Source organism: Burkholderia sp. PU8-34 (assembly GCF_053427725.1).
The window spans coordinates 204,212-227,223 of record NZ_JBSAXC010000002.1 but is presented as its reverse complement, the minus strand read 5'-3'; the positions used below and the strand labels follow the sequence as shown (position 1 = coordinate 227,223).

General features: G+C 67.2%; 16 protein-coding genes and 1 pseudogene. 8 read left to right on the top strand and 9 right to left on the bottom strand.

Going from position 1 to position 23,012, the window contains the following annotated elements; all coding sequences use genetic code 11:
* Positions 1 to 10: 10 nt before the first annotated feature.
* A complete protein-coding gene (locus tag ACV22Z_RS05725) occupies positions 11 to 1,282 on the bottom strand; it encodes a Zn-dependent hydrolase (protein WP_448075353.1) in 1,272 nt (423 codons plus the stop codon).
* Between the two features lie 31 nt (positions 1,283 to 1,313).
* Positions 1,314 to 1,457, bottom strand: a pseudogene (locus tag ACV22Z_RS05720) (MFS transporter); the annotation flags it as partial.
* A gap of 150 nt (positions 1,458 to 1,607) precedes the next feature.
* Here ACV22Z_RS05720 and ACV22Z_RS05715 point away from each other — a divergent pair.
* Entirely contained in the window at positions 1,608 to 2,564 is a 957-nt protein-coding gene (locus ACV22Z_RS05715) for a LysR family transcriptional regulator (RefSeq protein WP_448075352.1), read from the top strand.
* Between the two features lie 73 nt (positions 2,565 to 2,637).
* Here the strand turns inward: ACV22Z_RS05715 and ACV22Z_RS05710 are convergent, their stop codons facing one another.
* The 4 genes from ACV22Z_RS05710 to ACV22Z_RS05695 all read right to left on the bottom strand — a co-directional run bounded on the left by ACV22Z_RS05710 (position 2,638) and on the right by ACV22Z_RS05695 (position 6,995).
* Positions 2,638 to 3,684 (bottom strand): porin, encoded by a 1,047-nt coding sequence (locus tag ACV22Z_RS05710; RefSeq protein ID WP_448075351.1) that lies wholly within the window; start codon positions 3,682 to 3,684, stop codon positions 2,638 to 2,640.
* Positions 3,685 to 3,897: 213 nt separating this feature from the next.
* On the bottom strand, positions 3,898 to 5,331 hold the full coding sequence (locus ACV22Z_RS05705; RefSeq protein ID WP_448075350.1) for a purine-cytosine permease family protein: 1,434 nt from the start codon (positions 5,329 to 5,331) through the stop codon (positions 3,898 to 3,900).
* Positions 5,332 to 5,682: 351 nt separating this feature from the next.
* Entirely contained in the window at positions 5,683 to 6,345 is a 663-nt protein-coding gene (locus ACV22Z_RS05700) for an SOS response-associated peptidase family protein (RefSeq protein WP_448075349.1), read from the bottom strand.
* Between the two features lie 203 nt (positions 6,346 to 6,548).
* Positions 6,549 to 6,995, bottom strand: coding sequence for a phosphate-starvation-inducible protein PsiE (locus ACV22Z_RS05695; protein ID WP_448075821.1), 447 nt, complete (start codon positions 6,993 to 6,995; stop codon positions 6,549 to 6,551).
* 656 nt (positions 6,996 to 7,651) lie between these two features.
* Here ACV22Z_RS05695 and ACV22Z_RS05690 point away from each other — a divergent pair.
* From ACV22Z_RS05690 to ACV22Z_RS05675, 4 genes are all read left to right on the top strand, one after another.
* Positions 7,652 to 8,701, top strand: coding sequence for a Dyp-type peroxidase (locus ACV22Z_RS05690; protein WP_448075348.1), 1,050 nt, complete (start codon positions 7,652 to 7,654; stop codon positions 8,699 to 8,701).
* Complete coding sequence (locus ACV22Z_RS05685) at positions 8,694 to 9,506, top strand: family 1 encapsulin nanocompartment shell protein (RefSeq protein WP_448075347.1); 813 nt, start codon at positions 8,694 to 8,696, stop codon at positions 9,504 to 9,506. Before ACV22Z_RS05690 ends, ACV22Z_RS05685 begins: the two co-directional genes overlap by 8 nt.
* Before the next feature lie 591 nt (positions 9,507 to 10,097).
* Positions 10,098 to 12,956, top strand: a complete 2,859-nt coding sequence (locus ACV22Z_RS05680) for an AAA family ATPase (RefSeq protein ID WP_448075346.1) — start codon at positions 10,098 to 10,100, stop codon at positions 12,954 to 12,956.
* Positions 12,957 to 13,117: 161 nt separating this feature from the next.
* The gene (locus ACV22Z_RS05675; protein ID WP_448075345.1) at positions 13,118 to 15,397 is read left to right on the top strand and encodes an FdhF/YdeP family oxidoreductase; all 2,280 of its coding nucleotides are present in this window, start codon (positions 13,118 to 13,120) and stop codon (positions 15,395 to 15,397) included.
* 269 nt (positions 15,398 to 15,666) lie between these two features.
* On the opposite strand, the gene ACV22Z_RS05670 is transcribed toward ACV22Z_RS05675, so the two are convergent.
* The 3 genes from ACV22Z_RS05670 to ACV22Z_RS05660 are packed head-to-tail and all read right to left on the bottom strand — an operon-like array spanning position 15,667 to position 19,041.
* Positions 15,667 to 16,587 carry a bestrophin family protein gene (locus tag ACV22Z_RS05670; RefSeq protein WP_448075344.1) on the bottom strand — a complete coding sequence of 307 codons (921 nt, stop codon included), beginning with the start codon at positions 16,585 to 16,587 and terminating at the stop codon, positions 15,667 to 15,669.
* Between the two features lie 42 nt (positions 16,588 to 16,629).
* A complete protein-coding gene (gene cydB / locus ACV22Z_RS05665) occupies positions 16,630 to 17,637 on the bottom strand; it encodes a cytochrome d ubiquinol oxidase subunit II (protein ID WP_448075343.1) in 1,008 nt (335 codons plus the stop codon).
* Between the two features lie 3 nt (positions 17,638 to 17,640).
* On the bottom strand, positions 17,641 to 19,041 hold the full coding sequence (locus tag ACV22Z_RS05660; RefSeq protein ID WP_448075342.1) for a cytochrome ubiquinol oxidase subunit I: 1,401 nt from the start codon (positions 19,039 to 19,041) through the stop codon (positions 17,641 to 17,643).
* Between the two features lie 464 nt (positions 19,042 to 19,505).
* Here ACV22Z_RS05660 and fdhD point away from each other — a divergent pair, with 464 nt between their 5' ends.
* The 3 genes from fdhD to moaA all read left to right on the top strand — a co-directional run bounded on the left by fdhD (position 19,506) and on the right by moaA (position 22,968).
* Entirely contained in the window at positions 19,506 to 20,348 is an 843-nt protein-coding gene (gene fdhD / locus ACV22Z_RS05655) for a formate dehydrogenase accessory sulfurtransferase FdhD (protein ID WP_448075341.1), read from the top strand.
* Positions 20,349 to 20,354: 6 nt separating this feature from the next.
* A complete protein-coding gene (locus ACV22Z_RS05650; RefSeq protein ID WP_448075340.1) occupies positions 20,355 to 21,575 on the top strand; it encodes a molybdopterin molybdotransferase MoeA in 1,221 nt (406 codons plus the stop codon).
* Between the two features lie 280 nt (positions 21,576 to 21,855).
* Positions 21,856 to 22,968 (top strand): GTP 3',8-cyclase MoaA, encoded by a 1,113-nt coding sequence (gene moaA / locus ACV22Z_RS05645; protein WP_448075339.1) that lies wholly within the window; start codon positions 21,856 to 21,858, stop codon positions 22,966 to 22,968.
* Positions 22,969 to 23,012: the final 44 nt, after the last annotated feature.

The window sequence follows — 23,012 nt, the reverse complement described above, 5'->3', positions numbered from 1 at the left end:
GTTCGATGCGTTATGTGGTGTGTGCGGTCTGCGCCGCGTCGGCCGTCGCCGCAACGCCGGCACGCGCGAGCACCGCATGGAGCAATACGTTCGTGCCGCACGTCACGTCGTCGGGCAGCGCGTCCTCGGCTTCGTTGTGCGACAGCCCGTCGACGCACGGGATGAACACCATCGCGGTCGGGCAATGGCGCGCGAGCAGGATCGCGTCGTGGCCCGCGCCGCTGACGATCCGCTCGTGCGCATAGCCGAACGCGGCGGCCGCCTGCTCGACAAGGCCGACGCAGCCGGCATCGAACGGCGTCGCGGGGCTGCGCCAGCATGCGTCGACCGCAACCCGCACGCCGCGCGCGCCGGCAATGCGCGCGAATGCGTCGCGCAGGTCGCGCTCCATCGCGTCGACTTCGCGGTCGTCGTGATGGCGCAGATCGACCGTGAACGTCACGTCGCCCGCGATCGTGTTGCGCGACGCGTTGCGGATGCCGACCTGGCCGATCGTCGCGAGCCCGCGCGGTGCGTACGCCGCGACGATGCGCTCGAGTTCGAGCGCCATCTGCGCGCTCGCGAAATACGCGTCCTTGCGGTACGGCATCGGCGTCGTGCCCGCATGCGCGGCCACGCCCGTCACCGTCACGTCGAGCCAGCGGATCGCCTGCCCGCCAGTGACGACGCCGATCGTCGTGCCGTTCGCCTCGAGCACGGGCCCCTGTTCGATGTGCGCCTCGAAGTAAGCGTCGACGGCGCCGCCCGTGCGCCGCGCGCCGCGATAGCCGCACGCGGCCAGCGCATCGCCGAGCGTCACGCCGTCGGCGTCCTGTTTCGCGAGCGCGTCCGCAAGCGGCAGCGCACCCGTAAACACCGCCGAGCCGAGCATCGCCGGCGCGAAACGCGCGCCTTCCTCGTTGGTCCACGACACGATCTCGATCGGCTTTTCCGTCGCGATGCCCGCGTCGTTCAGCGTGCACACGAGTTCGAGCGCGGCCAGCACGCCGTACACGCCGTCGAAACGGCCGCCTTCCGGCTGCGTGTCGAGATGGCTGCCGATCAGCACCGGCGCCGCGTGCGCGTGCGTGCCGTCGCGCCGCGCGAACAGGTTGCCGATCTCGTCGACGCTGACCGTCATGCCGGCATCCCGGCACCACTGTGCGAACTGGTCGCGGCCGCGTCGATCGTCGTCGGTGAGCGCGAGGCGGCGCACGCCGCCGCGCGGCGTCGCGCCGATCCGTGCGATGTCCGCCAGGCTTTGCCACAGGCGCGCGCCATCGATTGCCAACAGGTCCTTCATGCGTACTCCGGATGAATTGACGGGATGCGGCTCAGTGCGAGCCGACCGCTACGGCCGCCGTGCTGCGCGCTTCGCGGCGCGCATCGAGCGCGACGATGCAGCAGAACGAAATGCCGGCGAGACACGTGTAGAACACCGCGAGCGGCCACCACTGTCCCGCGAAGCGATGCGCGATCGTGACGATCGGCCGTCTGCGCGGCCTTGCGCCGCACGATGCGGCGCCCCCTCCTTTATCGGCGAGCGCCGATCATTAGTCAAATTTCAAGTTATTATTCGCCGTATAAATTCAACTAATACCTCGACCGACGTTCCGCCCGGAGACACGATGCGCGCCGACCTCGCCCCCTTCCTGAACGACCGCCTCGACTGGAACCTGCTGCGCACCTACCTCGTGATCATGCAGGAGCGCAGCGTGAGCCGCGCGGCGGCCCGCCTGCACGTGACGCAGCCGGCGGTGAGCCAGGCGCTGCGCCGTCTCGAGGACGCGCTCGAGCGCCGGCTGATCGAGCGCCGCGGCCCGCATTTCGCGCCGACGCCGGCGGGCGAAGCGGTCTACCGGATCGCGAGCGACATCTATGGCGGCATCTCGCGCCTCGAGACCGAGCTCGACGACCGCACGGCCGACCTCACGGGCTCGATCCGCCTGCTGACCGTGAGCCGCATCGAATCGCCCGTCTACGACGAATTCCTCGCCGAGTTCCATCGCGCTTATCCGCGCATCGACCTGCAGATCGAGGTGATGCGCTCGTCGGACATCCTGTCGTCGCTGCTGCAGAAGACCGCGACAGCCGGCCTCGGCCTGTGCCGCACGCCGCACGACAAGCTCGAGATGCGCTGCTTCCTGCGCCAGCGCTATGCAATCTATTGCGGCCGCCATCACCGGCTGTTCGGGCAGACGCAACTGCGGATGGACGACCTGCTCGTGGAGAACTTCGTGTCGTTTACGAGCGACCAGATCGGCGACAGCCTGTCGCCGCTGACCGTGTTCCGTGACCAGAAGGGATTTACCGGACGCATCGTTGCGTCGTCGCCGAGCCTCGAGGAAGTCCGGCGGCTGATTTTCGCCGGGTACGGGATCGGTTGCCTGCCCGAGCACATCGTGCGCGACGACATCGCGCAGCAGCGGCTGTGGCGCCTGCCGCCGGACGACGGGCTCGTCGACGTCGACGTGTTCCTGCTATGGCATCGCGACCGCAAGATGAATGCGGCCGAGCAGGCGTTTCTCGACGCGATGGAGCGCTGCATGCAGCGCTATTCGCTCGCGGAGCGGTTGGGGAAGTAGCCTGGTCGCGCGACGTGCGCGACCGTGATCTGCGACGCAACTCCGGACGCATGCGCCCGGAGTCGCAACGAGATCAGAAGCGATGCACGATGCCGAGCTGCACGCCGCGCGCATTCGCGCCCGGATAGGCCAGCGGCAAACCGGGGTTCGCCGCACCGGCAAGCGTATAGCCGGCCTGATTGCGGTTGCGCAGGTACGACAGCGCGCCGTAGAAGCTCGTGCGCTTCGACAGGTCGTACTCGTACATCAGCCCGAACTGGTCCGCGTTGTCGCCCTGCGACGTCTGGTCGTGCAGGTACGCGTAGCCGAGCGCGACGTAGTTCGCCGGATTGATCTGGTATTTGACCGACAGCCCGTAGACGCGGGAATCGATGCCGATATCGTCCCACTTCACTGCCGAGAACCCGCCGTAGACGGTCGCCTTGCCGATCGCGTACGACGCGCCCGCCATGATCGTGCGGTCCGTCGTGGTGGCCGTCGGGTTCTTCAGCCACTGGCCCGCGACGAATGCCGCGAACGGCCCGTGCTCGTAAGTCACGTCGAACTGCTGGCTCGACCCGGCCGAGCGCACGCCGCCCGCGTCGCCGAAGCCGAAATACACGCCCGCCTGGAATCCGGCGATCTCGGGGCTCTGGTACGAAACGGTGTTGCTCGTGCGGAACGCGAACACGGTCAGGTTGTCCATGCCCGACGCCTGCGTGACCCCGCCGAACGCATCCTGCCCGCCCTGGTCGTTGAACAGCGGCGAGTTCTGCCGGCCCGCACGCACCTTGCCCCACTGCCCCGCGATGCCGACCCATGCCTGGCGGTTGAACATGCGCCCGGCATCCGCGAACGACCCGTCGTTCGGGTTGAAGCCGTTTTCCAGCGCGAACTCGATCTTCTGTCCGCCGCCGATGTCCTCGCCCCCCTTCACGCCGAAGCGGCTGCCCCACTGGCCGCCCGAGCCGATCGCCGCCGTGTAGCCGTTGCCGGTGTTCACGTACTGCGCGAACTCGTCGATCACGCCGTACAGCGTGACGCTGTCCTGCGCGCGTGCGGCGCCCGAGCCGGCAAGCGCTGCGGCCGCGCATGCGCAATGGAGGCCCACGCGTGCGAACGTCAGTCGCGACGACGGCATGCGATTTGTCTTTAATTTAGTCATGCTATTCATTTCAATGGAAAGCACTGCCGCGGGACGACAGCAACGTGTCGTCCTGCGGTCAGATGGAAAGGGAAATCGGGCTGAGGCGTGGCGCCTTGCGACGCCCGGCAGCCGACGCGTGGCGCACCGTCGTCCGGTGCGGCCGGTCGGGGACTCGACGGCTCCGCGTGCGCCGCGGAGCCCGCGTCGTCAGTTCTTGAGTTCGCCGTGCTCGAACGGCAGGATCAGCCGTTCGGGAATGCTGCGGCGCGACGCGCGTGCGCCGATGTAATACAGGATGGCCGGGACGACGAGGCCGAGGATCCACGAGATGTCGGTACCGCCCAGCGCGTCGACCAGCGGCCCCGTGTACAGGTGCGTCGACATGAACGGCAGCTGCACGAGCACGCCGACCACGTAGATCCCGATCGCCATGCCGTTCCAGCGGCCGTAACGGCCGTCCGGGTCGGACAGCGCCGGCACGTCGTAGCGCGATTTCGTGAAGCAGTAGTAGTCGACGAGGTTGATCGCGCTCCACGGCGTGAAGAACGCGAGCAGGAACAGGATGAACGCGGTGAACTCCTTCAGGAACGAATGGCGGCCGGCGAGCGCCACCATCGTCGAGATGAAGATCATCCCGAAGATGTACACCAGACGGCTCTTCGACGACACCGCGCCCTTGCCGCGAAAGCCGCTGACGATCGTCGCCATCGACATGAAGCTGCCGTACGCGTTGAGCGCCGTGACGGTGACCTTGCCGAACGCGATGCTGAAGTACAGCAGCGCCGCAACCGCGCCCGTCGAGCCGAGCCCGACGATATAGGCAACCTCGTGATGCGCGAACTGGCTGCCTGCCAGCGCCGCGGCGAACACGCCGAACACCATTGCCGCCTGCGCGCCGATCACCGAGCCGAGACCGACCGCGAGGAACGTGCGGACCGACGACGTCGAGCGCGGCAGGTAACGCGAATAGTCGGCGACGTACGGGCCGAACGCGATCTGCCACGACGCGGACAGCGACATCGACAGCAGGAAGCTCGCGAGCGAGAAGTGCCGGTTCGCGAGCAGCGCGCCGATGTCGTGGTTCGCGAACAGCTGCGTGAACATGTAGACGAACGCGGCGATGCCGATCACGCTCGCGATGCGGCCCACCGCATGGATCGCGCGGTAGCCGAACACGGTCAGCACGACGATCACGGCGGCGAACAGCAGGATGCCCGTCGCATCGTCGACCTTCAGCAACTGCGCGACGGCCTGCCCGGCCAGCACCGAGCCGCTCGCGGAAAAGCCCACGTACATCAGGCACACGAGCACGATCGGGATCATCGCGCCGTACACGCCGAACTGCACGCGGCTCGAGATCATCTGCGGCAGGCCGAGCTGCGGCCCCTGCGCGCCGTGCAGCGCCATCACCGCGCCGCCGATCAGCTGCCCGAGCAGCAACGCGATCAGCGACCAGAACACGTCACCGCCGAGCACGACCGCCAATGCGCCGGTCACGATCGCCGTGATCTGCATGTTGGCGGACAGCCACAGCGTGAACTGGCTGAACAGCCCGCCGTGACGCTCCGAGTCGGGAATGAAATCGATCGAGCGAACCTCGATCAGGCTGCCGCCGGCTTTTCCGCTTGAATTCGTTGACACGAAGAAATCTCCAAATTGCTTAGGATCACAAAGGTATCCATCGATACGGGGCGCGTGCCGAGCCGCCTTTGATGGCTCGTCGGAGTGGAACGCCGTGGATCGCCGGCATGCGCCAGGCACGCACGGTCAGCACCCTGGCGCGCAATCAGCACAGCCCGTGCCGATATTGCCTGCGGATGATCTTGTATATACAACTTTGATGATATTGGTAGTTACCCGAGACCGAGCGAAGCTGGTATTTGTCTGAATAATTCGGCGTACAAAGATGGCGACTGTCCGATGTTTAGGGGTCCGCCGAATGAAAGCCGTCAGAAAGCCGGCGCCTACTCCGCCGGACACCGGCCCGTGCCACTATTTCGGATTCGGTTCGGCCACCAGTTCGTCGCCGGGCAGCAACTGCAGCATCAGGCGTGCGGCCTCGACGTTCGTCGTATGCAGCCATTCGTCGTAGTCGTCGGCCCGCAGGATCACGACGCCCCGCTTCTCGTCGCCGGGCCGGTGCATCCGCGCGAACACCGGATGGCCGTCGGCGTTGACCGTCAGCATCGACATGCCGATCAGCGCCCGGCCGTCGTCGCCTTCGTAGCGTCGCCAGATGCCGGCGACGCAGCAGGTATCCCAGTCCGCAAGGCCGATCCGGTGCCACACGTTGCGGCCCGTCTCGTAGCACGGCTCGCAGATCCAGCGCGCCGGAATCAGGCAGCGCTGCCCGTCGCGCCACGCCTTCGCGTACAGGCGCGACGTGCCGACCGTCTCGGCGCGCGCGTTCATCGTGTCGAGCTTCTTCTTTTTCCTGCCGTTTTCGTCGACCCGCTCAGGCTGCATGAATTTCGGCCAGAAGCCGAACACGGCCTTGACCACCGCAAGGCCGTCGCCCTGCGCGCACGCGATCGGCGCCGCGTAATCCGGATACACGTCCGGCTCCCACGGATCGCGGCGGAACAGGTCGCCGATGCCGATCTTCAGTTCGCTGATGCCCGGATCTTCGTCCGGCGCGCGATAGTTGGTACACACGGCGGCGGCCTGCGATGGATTGGAATCCTTTCATCGTAGGACACCATACGCCGCGCAGGTGAACCAACACCTCTTTCAAGGGATCAATTTTTCAGTGCAATGGCCGCATTCCGGGCTGTCGTGCGGGCGGGGAGCGGCAAGCCCTGTCGTTCTTCACGTCACGGTTGCGAAGGTTGCAGCTGCGGCGGCTTTCCGGCAAAGCACTACCGCCCTTCCGGCACGTCGTCGGCTTCGTCCGGGTCGGCCGGGAACCGGTGCTGTCCGAAACGCAGAATGAGCACGCCGACCGCCAGCAGCACGATGCCTAACGTCGTCATCAACATGTGTTCGGGGCTGTCCGTCACGCCGCGCAGGATCAGGTCCCGCGCGAGCGACGTCATCGCGATGTACAGCGGGAAGCGCACCGGCAGCCGGCCGAGGCGCAGGTAGCGGACCGTCATCGCGAGCACTTCCAGATACAGGAACATCAACAGCAGGTCCGTCAGCGACACCTGTCCCGCGACGACGACCTTCCACGCCTCCTGCCCCATCGCGAACGTCGTCGCGAGACCGATCACGACGAGCCCGCCAAGCTCGGCTGCGTGGAGAAAGCCGTCGAAGCGCCGGCGGAGGCGATCTGCCGCCGCGAGCAGCGGGCGGGACGTGTTCAGTGTGTTCAAGATGACTCGTTGCGTGAAAGTTGAAACGGCCGGCGCGCCGCGCGCGTTCGTCCGTTACGATCGTCGGACCGCACACCGATCGTGCCGGGTTCTGCGCGATCGTCCATCCGTCGCGCATCATTTCGTTATCCCGATGATTGTCGGACGCATCGCGCCCGGTTTCGTCGATCGCCTGCACGACGCGACGGCAGCCGAGATAACGCCCGAGCGTGTCGAACTGCGCACTGACCTGCGCGACGCCAGCGAGCAGCCTCATCGCGATGGCGCTCGCCGGATGGCGGGCGGTCTTAATCTACTGCACACGACGCGGCGGCATCAAGAGCACAGCTGCTGCCGGCGGGCGGGCCGGGCCGTTGACCGACCGCAGATTCGGATAACAGATCTGCACGATCTGTTCCAAAGACGCACCGAAGCTGCTAGATTGCTTCCGCAACCATGCAATTCGGCAAGCGCCGTGCTGTGCTGCTGCGGCATCGCGACGCACTTGCAGCGGCAGCCGGCGCGCGACGGATCGCACGCGCCGCGCGACGGCCGCGCCTGTCACAAAAGAGCACAGCGACACCTGACACACTCGTCCGATCCGCTTTCGTGGTGCATCGTTTCGACGCCCCGCGTATCGTATCGGCGTAACCAACCGGCATGCCCCGATGCAGACAAACCCACCCGCCCCGCAGAACGTTCACAGCCCCCCTACCCGCAACGCGATCTTCCTCGTTGCGACCATCAACCCGGGCGCCGGCCACGCCGACACGATCCGCGCCTGGTGCGGCGACATTGCCGCGCTCGTCCGCTCGGTCGGCAAGCGCGTGCCGGCCGGCAACCTGACGTGCGTATGCGGCTTCGGCGCCGACGCGTGGGACACGCTGTTCGGCACGCCGCGGCCCGCGGCGCTGCACCCGTTCCGCGAATTCGGCACGGGCCAGCGCGTCGCCGTCGCGACACCCGGCGACATCCTGCTGCACATCCGCGCCGATGCAACCGATCTGTGCTTCGAACTCGCGACGCTGCTCGTCGGCCGCCTCGGCGACGCGGCGAAGATCGTCGACGAAGTGCACGGCTTCCGCTATTTCGACCAGCGCGCGATGATCGGCTTCGTCGACGGCACGGAGAATCCGGCCGGGCGCGAAGCCGTCGATTTCACGGTGATCGGCGACGAGGATGCCGAATTCGCGGGCGGCAGCTACGTGATCGTGCAGAAGTATCTGCACGACATGGCCGGCTGGAACGCGCTGCCGGTCGAGACGCAGGAGCGCATCATCGGCCGCACCAAGCTGTCGGACATCGAGCTCGACGCGGCGGTCAAGCCGTCGTCGTCGCACAGCTCGCTGACGACGCTCGTCGAAAACGGCGAGGAAGTGAAGATCCTGCGCGACAACATGCCGTTCGGCCGCCCTGGCGCCGGCGAGTTCGGCACCTACTTCATCGGCTACGCGCGTTCGCCCGCGCCGATCGAGCAGATGCTCGAGAACATGTTCGTCGGCCGGCCGCCGGGCAATTACGACCGGCTGCTCGATTACAGCCGCTCGGTGACGGGTTCGCTGTTCTTCGTGCCATCGGCCGACCTGCTCGACGCGCTCGCGACACGCGCTGCGCCAGCCGCCGACGCCGAGCCGGAGGCCGCGCCCCAATCGAACGAGCCGCCCGCCGACGGCTCGCTGAAAATCGGCTCGCTCAAAGGAAACCATCGATATGAATAACCTGCATCGCGAACTCGCCCCGATCTCCGCCGCCGCGTGGTCGCAAATCGAGGAGGAAGTGGCCCGCACGTTCAAGCGCTCGGTGGCGGGCAGGCGCGTCGTCGACGTGATCGGGCCCGACGGCGTCGAACTGTCGGGCGTCGGCACCGGCCACCTGCGCGACATCGCCGCGCCGCGCGAGCACGTCGGCGCGAAGCTGCGCGAGGTCAAGGCGCTCGTCGAGTTCACCGTGCCGTTCGAACTGAAGCGCGATGCGATCGACGCGGTCGAGCGCGGCGCGCGCGACGCCGACTGGCAGCCCGCGAAGGACGCTGCGCAGCGGCTCGCGTTCGTCGAGGACAGCGCGATCTTCGACGGCTATGCGGCCGCCGGTATCGCCGGCATCCGCGAAGCGACGTCGAACCGCCAGATCGTGCTGCCCGCCGACGTCCGCGACTATCCGGGCGCGATCGGCGAAGCGCTCGAAGCGTTGCGGCTCGCGGGTGTCGACGGCCCCTATGCCGTGCTGCTCGGCGCGGATGCCTATACGGCGCTCGGCGAAGCGCGCGAACAGGGTTATCCGGTGATCGACCACCTGAAGCGGATCGTCAACGGCGAGATCGTCTGGGCGCCCGCGCTCAGCGGCGGCTGCGTGCTGTCGACGCGCGGCGGCGACTTCGCATTGCACCTTGGCGAAGACGTGTCGATCGGCTATCACAGTCATACCGGCAGCGACGTTCGACTGTACCTGCGCGAGACGCTCACGTTCCTGATGCTGACGAGCGAGGCCTCGGTCGCGGTGGCCGCGCAGCCGACCGCAGCCTGACAACCGGCCGTCCGGCGCACCGCGCCGGACCCATCCGGCGCCGATCGGCGAACCGGGCGCCGACCAGACGGCGCTCGTCGAAGGGTGCGCTCGTCGAAGGGTGCGCTTGGCGGAGCGTCGCCGTATCCTTCATTTCAATTCGATGTAACGCTTGCTTCGCGGGTTCGAGCCGGTTGAATCTCCATCCTGCAACCTGACAGTTGGCCGGCGACCGCGTGCATGAAGGCGTCGCTGGCCTCCCCTCCCTCCCCCCGCCCCTCTCTTCCCCCGTGCAGAGCCCGCGTCGCACCTGCGCGCGTGCCCGCCTGAATCCGTTCGCGTGACGACGCCACACGCGTCGTTTCCGCATTCGTGACAAACGCATGTCCGTCTGTACTCCTCGCGTTCGCGCGACACGTGCGCGCAAGGGTGCAATTCGCCCGCCACGACGGATCGAACTGTGTCTTGGACAGCGTCTGTCGATCCGCTATTTTTTGACACAGTCAACGTGATGCGATGGGTTCGTCGAAACACGTGCGTTCCCGTCCCCGGCTGTGTCCGCACCGCATCGGCCATCGACCCAGCGACCTCTTTACCGACAGGAGCCACCCCATGCCCGCACTTTGCGATATCTGCCATGCCCGCCCTGCCGTGGCGCGCGCCACGGTGACGCAGAACGGCGAGCGCAAGTCGATTTCGATCTGCGACTACCACTACCGTCAGCTGATGCGGCATCAGAGCATGCTCAATCCGTTCGACACGCTGCTCGGCGGAGGAAGCGACCTGTCGCACTTCTTCGGCGGCTTCGGCGAAGGCGCGCATGACGACAGCCATCTCGCCGCCGAACTGCCGCGCGAATCGGTCGACCCGACCGACGCGTTCAGCGAACAGACGCTCGAACTGCTGCAGCGCGCCGCGGAAAAAGCGCACGAGCTGCGCCGCACCGAACTGGATACCGAGCACCTGCTGTACGTGCTCGCCGATACCGACGTCTGCGCCGCGCTGCTGAAGGAGCTGAAACTCTCGCCGGACGACATCCGGCGCTACATCGACGAACACGCGCACACCGGCACCGCGGACCCCGACGCACCCGTCGACCGGATGACGATCTCGCCGCGCGTGAAGAAGGCGATCCAGTTCGCGTTCCAGGCGTCGCGCGATCTCGGCCACTCGTATATCGGGCCGGAGCATCTGCTGATCGGCCTCGCGGCCGTGCCCGACAGCATCGCGGGCACGCTGCTGAAGAAATACGGCGTGAGCCCCGAAGCGCTGCGCCAGAAGGTCGTGAAGGTCGTCGGCAAAGGCGCGGAAGACGGCCGCGTCGACACGCCGACCGGCACGCCCAATCTCGACAAGTTCGGCCGCGACCTCACCGCGCTCGCGCGCCAGGGCAAGCTCGATCCCGTGCTCGGCCGCGCGCAGGAAATCGAGAGCACGATCGAAGTGCTCGCGCGGCGCAAGAAGAACAATCCGGTGCTGATCGGCGAGCCGGGCGTCGGCAAGACGGCGATCGTCGAAGGCCTCGCGCAGCGGATCGTCAACGGCGACGTGCCCGAAGTGCTGCGCAACAAGCGGCTCGTCGAGGTGAACATCAACTCGATGGTCGCCGGCGCGAAGTACCGCGGCGAGTTCGAGGAACGCGCGAAGCAGCTGATCGACGAAGTCACCGCGAAGCAGGACGAGCTGATCCTGTTCATCGACGAACTGCACACGATCGTCGGCGCCGGACAAGGCGGCGGCGAAGGCGGCCTCGACATCGCGAACGTGCTGAAGCCGGCGCTCGCGCGCGGCGAGCTGAGCCTGATCGGCGCGACGACGCTCAACGAATACCAGAAGTACATCGAGAAGGACGCGGCACTCGAGCGGCGCTTCCAGCCCGTGTTCGTGCCCGAGCCGACCGTCGAACAGACCATCGTGATCCTGCGCGGGCTGCGCGACAAGCTCGAGGCGCATCACCAGGTGAGCTTTACCGACGAGGCGTTCGTCGCGGCCGCCGAATTCGCGGACCGCTACATTACGTCGCGCTTCCTGCCCGACAAGGCGATCGACCTGATCGACCAGGCGGCGGCACGCGTGCGGATCAGCGCGACGTCGCGGCCGGCGGAGATCCAGGAGCTCGAGGCGGAACTCGCGCAGTTGAAGCGCGAGCAGGACTACGCATCGTCGCGCAAGCGCTTCGACGAGGCGAAGAACTTCGAGGAGCGCATCGCCGACAAGCAGAAGCAGCTCGACGACCGGATGGAGGCGTGGCAGCGCAAGACCGGCTCCGAAACGCTGGAGGTGACGGTCGCGTCGGTCGCCGATGTGGTGTCGCGCCTGACCGGCATTCCGGTCAACGAACTCACGCAGGAAGAGCGCCAGAAGCTGCTGCAGATGGAAGCGCGGCTGCGCGAGCGCGTCGTCGGCCAGCAGGATGCGGTGGTCGCGGTCAGCGACGCGGTGCGGCTGTCGCGCGCGGGCCTCGGCCAGACGCACCGGCCGATCGCAACGTTCCTGTTCCTCGGGCCGACCGGCGTCGGCAAGACCGAGCTTGCGAAGGCGCTCGCGGAAACCGTGTTCGGCGACGAGCAGGCGATCATCCGCATCGACATGTCCGAATACATGGAGCGGCATGCGGTGGCGCGGCTGATCGGCGCGCCGCCCGGCTACGTCGGCTACGACGAAGGCGGCCAGCTCACCGAGCGCGTGCGGCGGCGCCCGTACAGCGTGATCCTGCTCGACGAGATCGAGAAGGCGCACCCGGATGTCTACAACGTGCTGCTGCAGGTGTTCGACGACGGCCGGCTGACCGACGGCAAGGGCCGCGTGGTCGACTTCAGCAACACGATCCTGATCGCGACCAGCAACCTCGGCGCCGCGATCATCATGGACAACCTGACGCAGCCCGAGGCCGCGCGCAAGACCGACAAGGCGATCAAGGACGAGTTGATGCAGGTGCTCAAGGGACATTTCCGTCCCGAGTTCCTGAACCGGATCGACGAGATCATCGTGTTCCATGCGCTGTCGAAGGACGACATCCGCGCGATCGTGCAGATCCAGCTCGACCGCGTGATCCGCACCGCGGCCGCGCAGGACATCACGCTGACGATCGGCGCGCCGCTCGTCGACCATCTTGCCGATGTAGGCCATCAGCCCGAATTCGGTGCGCGCGAACTGAAGCGCCAGATCCGTCAGATCATCGAGACGCGCCTCGCGAAGGAGATCCTCGGCGACAAACTCAAGTCGGGTGATCGCGTCGAAATCGACTACGACGACGCCGGCGACGAAGTGAAGTTCAACAAGCTGCCGCCGGCCGCGGACGTGTCGAAGGACGGCAAGGCCGCAGCAGACGGGAACGCATCGGGCGACGGCGAGGCGGCGGCCGAACCGGCCGGCGACATTCCGTCCGACGTGACGGAAGCCGCCGCCAGACCGGCTGCCCGAAAGACATCGCGCGCGAAGTCGTCCGGCGACAAGAAGGAAGCCCGATAAGGAAACCCGGTGGCCCGCTGCCCGGGCCCCGAACGGACGCGTGCACCGCCACGCGCCACCGGCGCCGCCCCGCTCCCTCGGGAACGCGCCGCACGTAGCCGCGACGCGGCATAACCCGAGCCCGGTTCCGGCGTGTCCGGCACGGCTCACGGAGCATTCACATGACAAATCGACGCGAAGTGCCAGGTATCAGGAAGTACGAGGGGCCCGCCGGCGGTTGGGGCGCGCTTCGCGCCACGGCCGACGCAGTGCGCACGCAGATGGACGCCATCGAGGCGCCGATCATCCTGATGCGGACCAACCAGCCCGACGGCTTCGACTGTCCCGGCTGCGCGTGGCCCGACAAGGAGCACCGGTCCACATTCCAGTTCTGCGAGAACGGCGCGAAGGCCGTCACGTGGGAAGCGACCACCAAGCGCGTGACGCCCGAATTCTTCGCGGCCAATACGGTGTCGTCGCTGCTGCGCATGTCGGACTACGAACTGGAGAACATGGGCCGGCTCACGCATCCGCTCGTCTACGATCGCGCGACCGACACGTTCCGCCCGGTCGAATGGGACGCCGCGTTCGCGCGCATCGGCGAGGTGCTGCGCGGGCTGTCGCCCGAGCAGGTCGAGTTCTATACGTCCGGCCGTGCATCGAACGAGGCTGCGTACCTGTACCAGCTGTTCGCACGCGAATACGGGACGAACAATTTCCCCGACTGCTCGAACATGTGCCATGAGCCGACGAGCGTCGGCCTGCCGCAATCGATCGGCATCGGCAAGGGGACCGTGTCGCTGGAGGACTTCGACCACTGCGAGCTGATCATCTCGATCGGCCACAACCCCGGCACGAACCACCCGCGGATGATGGGCACGCTGCACGAATGCTCGCGGCGCCACGTGCCGATCATCGTGTTCAATCCGCTGCGCGAGCGGGCGCTCGAACGCTTCGCGGATCCGCAGGACATGATCGAGATGGCGTCGTTCGGCTCGACGCGGATCGCGTCGACGTACTACCAGGTCGATGCGGGCGGCGACGCGGCGGCGCTCAAGGGCATCATGAAGGCGCTGCTCGCGCTCGAGGCCGAACAGGGCAACGTGCTCGACCATGCGTTCATCGCCGCGCACACGAACGGCTTCGACGCGTTCGCGGCCGATCTCGAAGCAACGTCGTGGGACGACATCGAACGTGCGAGCGGCCTCAGCCAGGCGCAGCTCGAGGAGGTCGCGCTCGCGTATGCGAAGTCGAACGCGACGATCGTCACGTACGGGATGGGCGTCACGCAGCACAACAAGGGCACCGCAAACGTGCGCCTGATTGCCGACCTGCTGCTGCTGCGCGGCAACTTCGGCAAGCCCGGCGCCGGCATCTGCCCGCTGCGCGGCCACTCGAACGTGCAGGGCAACCGCACGGTCGGCATCACCGAGAAGCCGGCGGCCGACTTCCTGAAGAAGCTCGAGGATGTGTTCGGCTTCACGCCGCCGGCGCATCACGGCCACGACGCGGTCCAGGCGATGCAGGCGATGGTCGACGGCACGGCGAAGGCGCTGATCTGCCTCGGCGGCAACTTCGCGGTCGCGCTGCCCGATCCCGAGCAGTCGTTCCCGGCGATGGGCAAGCTCGACCTGAGCGTCCATCTCGGCACGAAGCTGAACCGCTCGCACCTGCTGGTCGCGAAGGAAACCTACATCCTGCCCGTGCTCGGCCGCACCGAGCTCGACGTGCAGGCGAACGGCCCGCAGTCGGTGACGGTCGAGGATTCGATGTCGATGGTCCACGCATCGGCCGGCAAGCTGAAGCCCGCATCCGAGCACCTGCGTTCGGAGCCCGCGATCGTCGCGGGCATCGCGCACGCAACGCTGCCCGCCAGCAAGGTGCAGTGGCTCGACCTCGTCGCTGACTACGACCGGATCCGCGACCTGATCGACCGGACGATTCCCGGCTTCGAGGCGTTCAACACACGGATCCGCACGCCAGGCGGGTTCCGGCTGCCGCTGCCGCCGACCGAGCGCGTGTGGCCGACGGCCACCGGCAAGGCAATGTTCTCGGTCTACACGGGCGTGAAGGAAGACGCCGACGTGCTCGGCGCGGACGAGGTGCTGCGCCTCATCACGCTGCGCAGCCACGATCAGTACAACACGACGATCTACGGGCTCGACGATCGCTACCGCGGCGTGTTCGGCCGACGCGACGTGCTGTTCATGAACCCGGCGGACCTCGAGAAGTTCGGACTCGAGCACGGCGACCTCGTCGACATCGAGACGGTTTCGCCGTCGGGCCGGCTGCTGCGCCTCGAGAAGATCACTGCGATCGAGTACGACATCGCGCCGGGGTCGGTCGGCGCGTACTATCCGGAAGCGAACGTGCTGGTGCCGCTCGACTACATCGACAAGGAAAGCGGCACGCCGTCGTACAAGTCGGTGCCGGTGAAGGTGACGCGCTCGGCCACCGTGTGACGGAAAGGCAGGCTCGCCGCTTCGGGCTTCGGGCTTCGGGCTTCGGGCTTCGGGCTTCGGGCTTCGGGCTTCGGGCTTCGGGCTTCGGTGCGGCGAGCGGCGAGCGGCTGGAATGAAAATGCAAATGGCGCGTCATCGGACGCGCCATTTTTTTCTGACCTTTCGAAGTACAGTGCCGCACTGCTGCGCACTTGCATTCGCCCTCTTCAACGACGACGTCGCGCGCGAATCCCCTTCCCGTCGCGCGGCCATCCGCACGCCGCCGGCAGTCAGGTCAGCTGGTACGTCTCGGAAGGCGCGACTTCCTTCGGGATCTCGTTGCCGCACAGTTCGAGCACCGAGCGCTCGATTGTCCGGGTGATCGCGTCGAGCGCCAGCGCATTGGGCGCCACGCCGAACGGTTCGGCGACTTCGTTCGCGATCGCTTCGAGCGCGATCAGCGTGTATGAGATGAACACGCAGATCAGCGGCGTGAAGAATTCCGTCGAGTCGACGAGACCGAACGGCAGCAGCACGCAGTACGCGTAGACGGTGCGATGCAGCAGCACGCTGTACGCGAACGGGATCGGCGTCGACGCGATCCGCTCGCACCCGCCGACTGCATTGCCGAGCTGATCGAGCTGCGCGTCGAACATCCACGTCGTGACGTCGGCGCCCGCTGCGCCGCCCCGCATCCGCACCAGGTTGCCGCGGATCTCGTCGAGCAGCGCAACAGGCTTGTAGCACTTGCCGCTCAATGCACCGGTGCGCGCGAGCCCGAGGATGCGCGTCAAATCCTCGGCGGGATCGGTGTGGCGCAACTGGTGCTTCAGCGCGTAGACGAACGCGATCAGCAGGTCGGTGGTCTGGTTGCGTTCGGCGGCGTCGACGTGTTCGGGAAGGTAGTGCCGCATCTGCGACGTCAGCGCGCGCGACGCGATCAGCAGGTTGCCCCACAGGTGCCGCGCCTCCTTGAAGCGCTCGAAGCTCGCGTTGTTGCGAAACGCGAGGAAGATCGCCAGCGCGAGCCCGAACAGCGTGAACGGTGCGGTATTGAGCGGGATCTTCTCGCCGAAGATGCGGCCGTTCGTGAAGACCGCCAGCGTGCTGACGGTCGCCATGAAAACGAGCTGCGGAATGATCGATTGCAGGACCGAACCGTTCCACACGAACAGCATCTGCAACCAGTTCTGTCGCGGTCTGACGATCATGATGCGTGTCGAATGACAGGCGCGCCGCGCGGGGCGTGCGTGTCAGTGGTAGCCGACGTCTCCTTCCCGCACCTTGCCGCGGAACACGCGATACTGCAGCGCGTTGTAGACGAGGATGATCGGCAGCACGATCACGGTGCCGACCAGCGCGAACAGCTGGCTCGAATGGCTCGACGACGCATCCCAGATCGTCAGCGACGGCGGCACGATGTTCGGCCAGATGCTGATGATGAGGCCCGTATAGCCGAGAAAGCAGATCGCGAGCGTCAGCAGGAACGGCGTCGCCTCGTGCTGGCGCCGCACCGTCCGGAAGATTCCCCACACGCACGCGAGCACGAGCACCGGCACGGGCAGGAACCACACGAGGTTGCCGCTGCCGAACCAGCGATGCGCGACGGCCGGCAGCCCGATCACGGTCCACAGGCTGACGACGCCCATCATCGCGAGCAGCACGCCCGTCAGCGGCTTCATCAGCAGCCGCATCTTGCGCTGCAGCTCGCCGTCGACCTTCAGGATCAGCCAGCCGCAGCCGAGCGTCGCGTAGGTGACGAGCACGCCGATCCCGCAGAGCAGGCTGAATGGCGACAGCCAGTCGAACGGGCCGCCGACGAACTGGCCGTTGGCGATCCGGATGCCCTGCAGCAGCGAGCCGAGCACGATCCCCTGGCAGAACGCGGCGAGCGCTGACCCGCCGATGAACGCGAGATCCCACAGATGCTGCGTGCGGGTCGCCTTCGCGCGCAGTTCGAAGGCGGCGCCGCGAAAGATCAGCCCGACGACCATCAGGATCAGCGGCAGGTAGTTCGCCGGCAGCAGCGTCGAGTAGACGACCGGAAACGCGCCGTACAGCCCCGCGCCGCCGAGCACGAGGAACGTCTCGTTGCCGTCCCACACCGGCGCGACCGTGTCGAGCATCACCTGCCGCTCGGCCTTTGCGTCGAAAAACGGAAACAGCAGCCCGATGCCGAGATCGAAGCCGTCCAGCATCACGTAGATGTACACGCCGAGCGCGATGATCGCGGCCCATACCACCGGAAGATCGATTTGCATGACTTACTCCGCTTCGGTGACGTTCAGCGGCGTGGACAGCGCGCTCTTGCGCAGCCCCGGATGCCGGTGCAGTTCGATGTACCCGGCGTTCGCCGCCGGCCCGTGCATCATCAGTTTCAGCATGTAGTAAAGGCCCGTTCCGAAGACGAGGAAATACACGACGACAAAGATCAGCAGCGATACGCCTGCCTGCTGCGCGCTGATCGGTGCGACCGAATCCGCGGTGCGCAGCACGCCGTACACGGTCCACGGCTGCCGGCCGACCTCGGTCGTGATCCAGCCGGCGAGCAGCGCGACGATCCCCGACGGTCCCATGCCCAGCACGAACCATTGGAACCAGCGCGTTTCATAGAGGCGGCCGCCCTTTCTCAGCAGCAGGCCGACGAGCGCGGTGAGCAGCATCAGCATGCCGAGGCCCGCCATGATCCGGAACGTCCAGAACACGATCGGCGAATACGGACGGTCCTGCGGCGGGAATTCCTTCAGCCCGCGGATCTCGCCGTTCCAGCTGTGCGTGAGGATCAGGCTGCCGAGGTGCGGCACCTGCACTGCGTAGTGCGTGGCTTCCGCCTGCATGTCGGGCAGGCCGACGAGGTTGAGCGACGTGCCGCCCTTCTCCGTTTCCCACAGCCCTTCGATCGCCGCGATCTTCGCGGGCTGGTATTCGCGCGTGTTGAGCCCGTGCGCATCGCCGACGACGATCTGCACCGGCGCGAGCAGCAGCAGCATCCACAGCGCCATCGAGAACGTGCGCTTGACCGGTTCGTCGCGGCGGCCCTTCAGCAGATGCCACGCGCCGCACGCGGCGACGATGAAGCCCGCGACGATGAACGCCGCGATCGTCATGTGCACGAGCCGGTACGGAAACGACGGATTGAAGATCACCTTGAACCAGTCGACCGGGACGACGATGCCGTCCTTGATCGCGTAGCCCTGCGGCGTCTGCATGAAGCTGTTCGACGCGAGGATCCAGAACGTCGAGATCAGCGTGCCGACCGCGACCATCAGCGTCGCGAAGAAGTGCGCGCGCGGGCTCACGCGATTCCAGCCGAACAGCATCACGCCGAGGAAGCCGGCCTCGAGGAAGAACGCCGTCAATACTTCATACGTCAGCAGCGGCCCGGTGATGTTGCCGGCGATGCGGGAAAACCCGCTCCAGTTGGTGCCGAATTCGTACGCCATCACGACGCCGGAGACGACGCCCATCCCGAAGCCGATCGCGAAGATCTTCGACCAGAACTGGAACATCGACTTGTAGGCCGCGTCGCCGGTCGCCAGCCAGCGCCACTCCAGCACCGCGAGGAAGCTCGCCATGCCGATGCTGATCGCGGGAAACACGATATGAAAGGACACCGTGAACGCGAACTGCAATCGCGCGAGGTGGATGGCATCGAAGAGTTCCATGACCGTTATGTGCCCGTGATGATGAAGACAGGGGGTTCGACGCGAGCCGTCCCGTGACGGCCCGGCAGCCTTCCGTGCGGCCTCGGCGATTGCGTGTGAATGACGCTGAATTGCACGTGAAGCGCGCCCGGCATCGAAGCGTGATCGACGATATCGCGATTCGAATGTCGTTCGCAATCAATCGCTTGCACGCGCGAACTGTGCTCGTGGCGTCGCCGTCGATGTGTACATCTAAACCACGCGGTCAGCCAACGCGGTCGCCAGCTGTACTGCTTTTCCGGTTGTGACGCTGTGTACGCACAGCGCATCCGATCGCCCGTACGCTGTCGACAGGTTAGGGTTCGCGGCGCAGGCGCACATGTGCGCGATGCGTTCCGCCCACCCGTCATCCGTCATCCGTCATCTGCCGGCTTCGCACGCATCCGCTGTCGGGATGCGCCGCCGGCGCCATTGCGAGGACACTCATGCAGCCAGGCCCCCACCTGAACGAGCCGACCGGCAGCGTCGCGCGCGACGTCATGCGCCATCGTGCGGGCGAGTTCGAGCGGGTCGTCGACCGCGTCGTCGACGAATGCCCGGTCGCGCTCGTGTTCAACGGCATTTCGCACGCAGTGATGATGGCGACGCCGATCGACCTCGACGTGTTCGGCCTCGGCTTCGCACTCAGCGAAGGCATCGTCGAACGCGCATCGGATGTCTACGACATCGAAAGCGAATACACGGCGGAAGGCGCGGTGGTGCACCTCACCGTGTCGCAGCGTGCGTTCATGGCGTTGAAGATGCGACGGCGCGCGCTCGCCGGCCGCACCGGGTGCGGCGTGTGCGGAATCGAAAGCATCGCGCAGCTCGACCTGCATCCCGCGCGCATCCGTCACGCCGGCGCGGCGGCCGGAATCGGCGCCGATGCGGTCGCGCGCGCAGCGCATGCACTGCCCGCACATCAGGCGCTGATGCGCGACACGGGCGGCATACACGCGGCCGCATGGTGCAGCCGCGACGGCGCGGTCGTCGAGGCCTTCGAGGACGTCGGCCGGCACAACGCGCTCGACAAGCTGATCGGCCGGCTCGCGCGCGGCGCAACCGATCCGCGCACGGGCTTCGTGTTCCTGTCGAGCCGCGCGAGCTACGAGCTGGTCCGCAAGGCCGCGCGCATCGACATCCCGATGATCGCGACGATCTCCGCGCCGACGGCGCTCGCGATCGACGTCGCGCGCGAAGCCGGCATCCGCCTGCTCGGCTTTTGCCGCGGAAACGGTTTCGTCGACTATGTCGACGGCATCGACACACCAGCAACCGTGGACGCATGACCCGCCATGACTCGACCGATCGACTTCGACACTGCCCAGCAGCACTTCGCGCACGCGTTCGCGCGCTCGCCTGCCCCGACGGCCATCCCGACCGCCGACGCGGCGGGCCGCATCCTCGCCACGCCATTGACCGCCGTGCTCGACCAGCCGTGCGCCGACCAGAGTGCGATGGATGGCTACGCGGTACGCTTCGCCGACCTCGCAAGCGGCGAGCCGTTGCGCGTTGCGCAGCGCTGCTACGCGGGCGACCTCCCGCGGCCGCTCGATCCGCGCACCGCGGCGCGCATCTTCACCGGCAGCCTGATCCCGCCCGGCGCGGATACGGTGGTCATGCAGGAAGACGCGCAGGAGCAGGATGAGCACGTGACGTTCGGCGAACGCACGCGCGCCGGCACGCATATCCGCCGGCGCGGCGAGGAACTGCGCGCGGGCGACCTGCTGATTCCGGCGGGCGTCCGGCTGCATGCCGCGCACGTCGGCATCGCGGCCGCACAAGGGATCGAGCGGCTCCACGTGCATCCGGCACTCCGTGTCGGCATCCTGACGACCGGCGACGAACTCGTCACGTGCGGTGCACCGCGGATGCCGCAGCAGATCTACAACAGCAACGCGCCGATGCTTGCCGCGCTCGTCGCCGGAACCGGCGCCGTCGTCACGCGGAGCACGCATGCGCGCGACACTCGCGACGCGATCGATCGCGCGCTGCGAGACCTGCTCGCGCATTGCGATGTGCTCGTTTGCGTCGGCGGCGCGTCCGTCGGCGACAGGGATCTCGTGCGTCCCGCGCTCACCGGACTCGGCGCGTCGTTCGTGCTGTCCGGCGTGCGGATGAAGCCCGGCAAGCCGGTGGCGCTCGCGCGGCTCGACGGCAAGCCGGTCGTGCTGCTGCCCGGCAACCCGGGCGCCGCGCTGACGACATTCGCGCTGTTCGTGACGCCGCTGATCCGCGGCCTGCAGGGGCAAGCGCGCGACGAACGCGTGCCGGTCACGCCAGCGCTGCCGCTCGACGCCGACATCGAGGCCGACACGGCGCGCGACCGGTTCCTGCGGGTTCGCTGCCGAGTCGCGCCGAACGGGCAGCCCGTGCTCGATACGCTGCGGCGGCAAGGCGCCGGGATGCTGCAGTCGCTCGCGGACGCAAGCGGCCTCGTGCGGCTGCCGGCCGGCCGCGCGATCGCGCGCGGCGATGCGCTGCCCTACTACGATTTCGCGCGATGGCTCGCATGACGACGACGGCGCGCGGGTGCGTGTTGCGATGCGGCACAGCACTGGCCGGCACCTCACCTGGTTCGCAAGGTTCGCGGGCCGCGCGCCCGCGGCGAACTGTATTCCTGCAAATCGGCCGGGATTGTGTCTCTGTTTCGTCGACCCGGCGAACTATTCTCCGGCAAGGAGCCTGTCACGGCTCGCGCGCGTCCCGTCGATACGACATGCGCGCGGTCGACCGCTCCGCTCTTCTCAACCCGCGCAGGCCAACGGACAGATCGTGAACGTCATCGATTCCGTCATGCCGACCGAATCCGCGTCGAGACGCGGCGCGTCGGCGGGCGACTTCCCCCGCATCGTCGACACGCTCGAGCGTCCGCTGCGCGACCTGCGGCTGTCCGTCATCGATCGCTGCAACTTCCGCTGCACGTACTGCATGCCGCGCGACAGCTTCGACGGCGATCACGCGTTCATGCCGACGTCGGACCGGCTGTCGTTCGCGCAACTGACCCGCATCGCGCGCGCCTTCGTCGCGCTCGGCGTCGAGAAGATCCGCATCACCGGCGGCGAACCGCTGCTGCGGCGCGGGCTCGAAACGCTGATCGAATCGCTCGCGTCGCTGACGACGGCCAGCGGCAAGCCGGTCGACATCGCGCTGACGACCAACGGGTCGCTGCTCGCCGCGAAGGCGCGCTCGCTGCGCGATGCCGGGCTCGCGCGCGTGACGGTGAGCCTCGACGCGATCGACGATGCGCTGTTCCGCCGGATCTGCGACGTCGACCTTCCCGTGTCGCGCATCCTGGCCGGCATAGACGCCGCGCAGGCGGCCGGGCTCGCGCCCGTCAAGGTCAATGCGGTGATCGAGCGCGGCGTCAACGACAACCAGCTGCTGCCGCTCGTGCGTGCGTTCCGGCACACGGGCGTGGCCGTGCGCTTCATCGAGTACATGGACGTCGGCGGTGCGCACTCCTGGTCGACCGACAAGGTCGTCACGGCCGCGCAGATGCGCGACACGATCGACGCCGTGTATCCGCTGCTGCCGACGGGCGACGGTGACACGAGCGACGGCACGGGCGACGACGAAGCGCATGCCGGCACCGCCATCGGCTATCGCCACGCGGATGGCGCGGGCGATGTCGGCTTCATCGCCAGCGTGTCGCGCGCGTTTTGCGGCACCTGCACGCGTGCGCGCGTATCGGCCGACGGCCAGCTCTATACATGCCTGTTCGCGACGCACGGCACCGATCTGCGGCCGTGGCTCGCCGACACCCTGCCGCTCGAACCGCTGACTGCCGCGATCCGCGATCGCTGGCTGCGCCGCGACGACCGCTACTCGGCGTTGCGCGCGGCACGCGCCGCGCGGCGGCCGGGGAACGCGTACCCGACCGTGCGCATGTCGCTCGTCGGCGGCTGACACGCAGCCGAACGATGCGAGACGCGCCGCCCTCTGGAGAACCA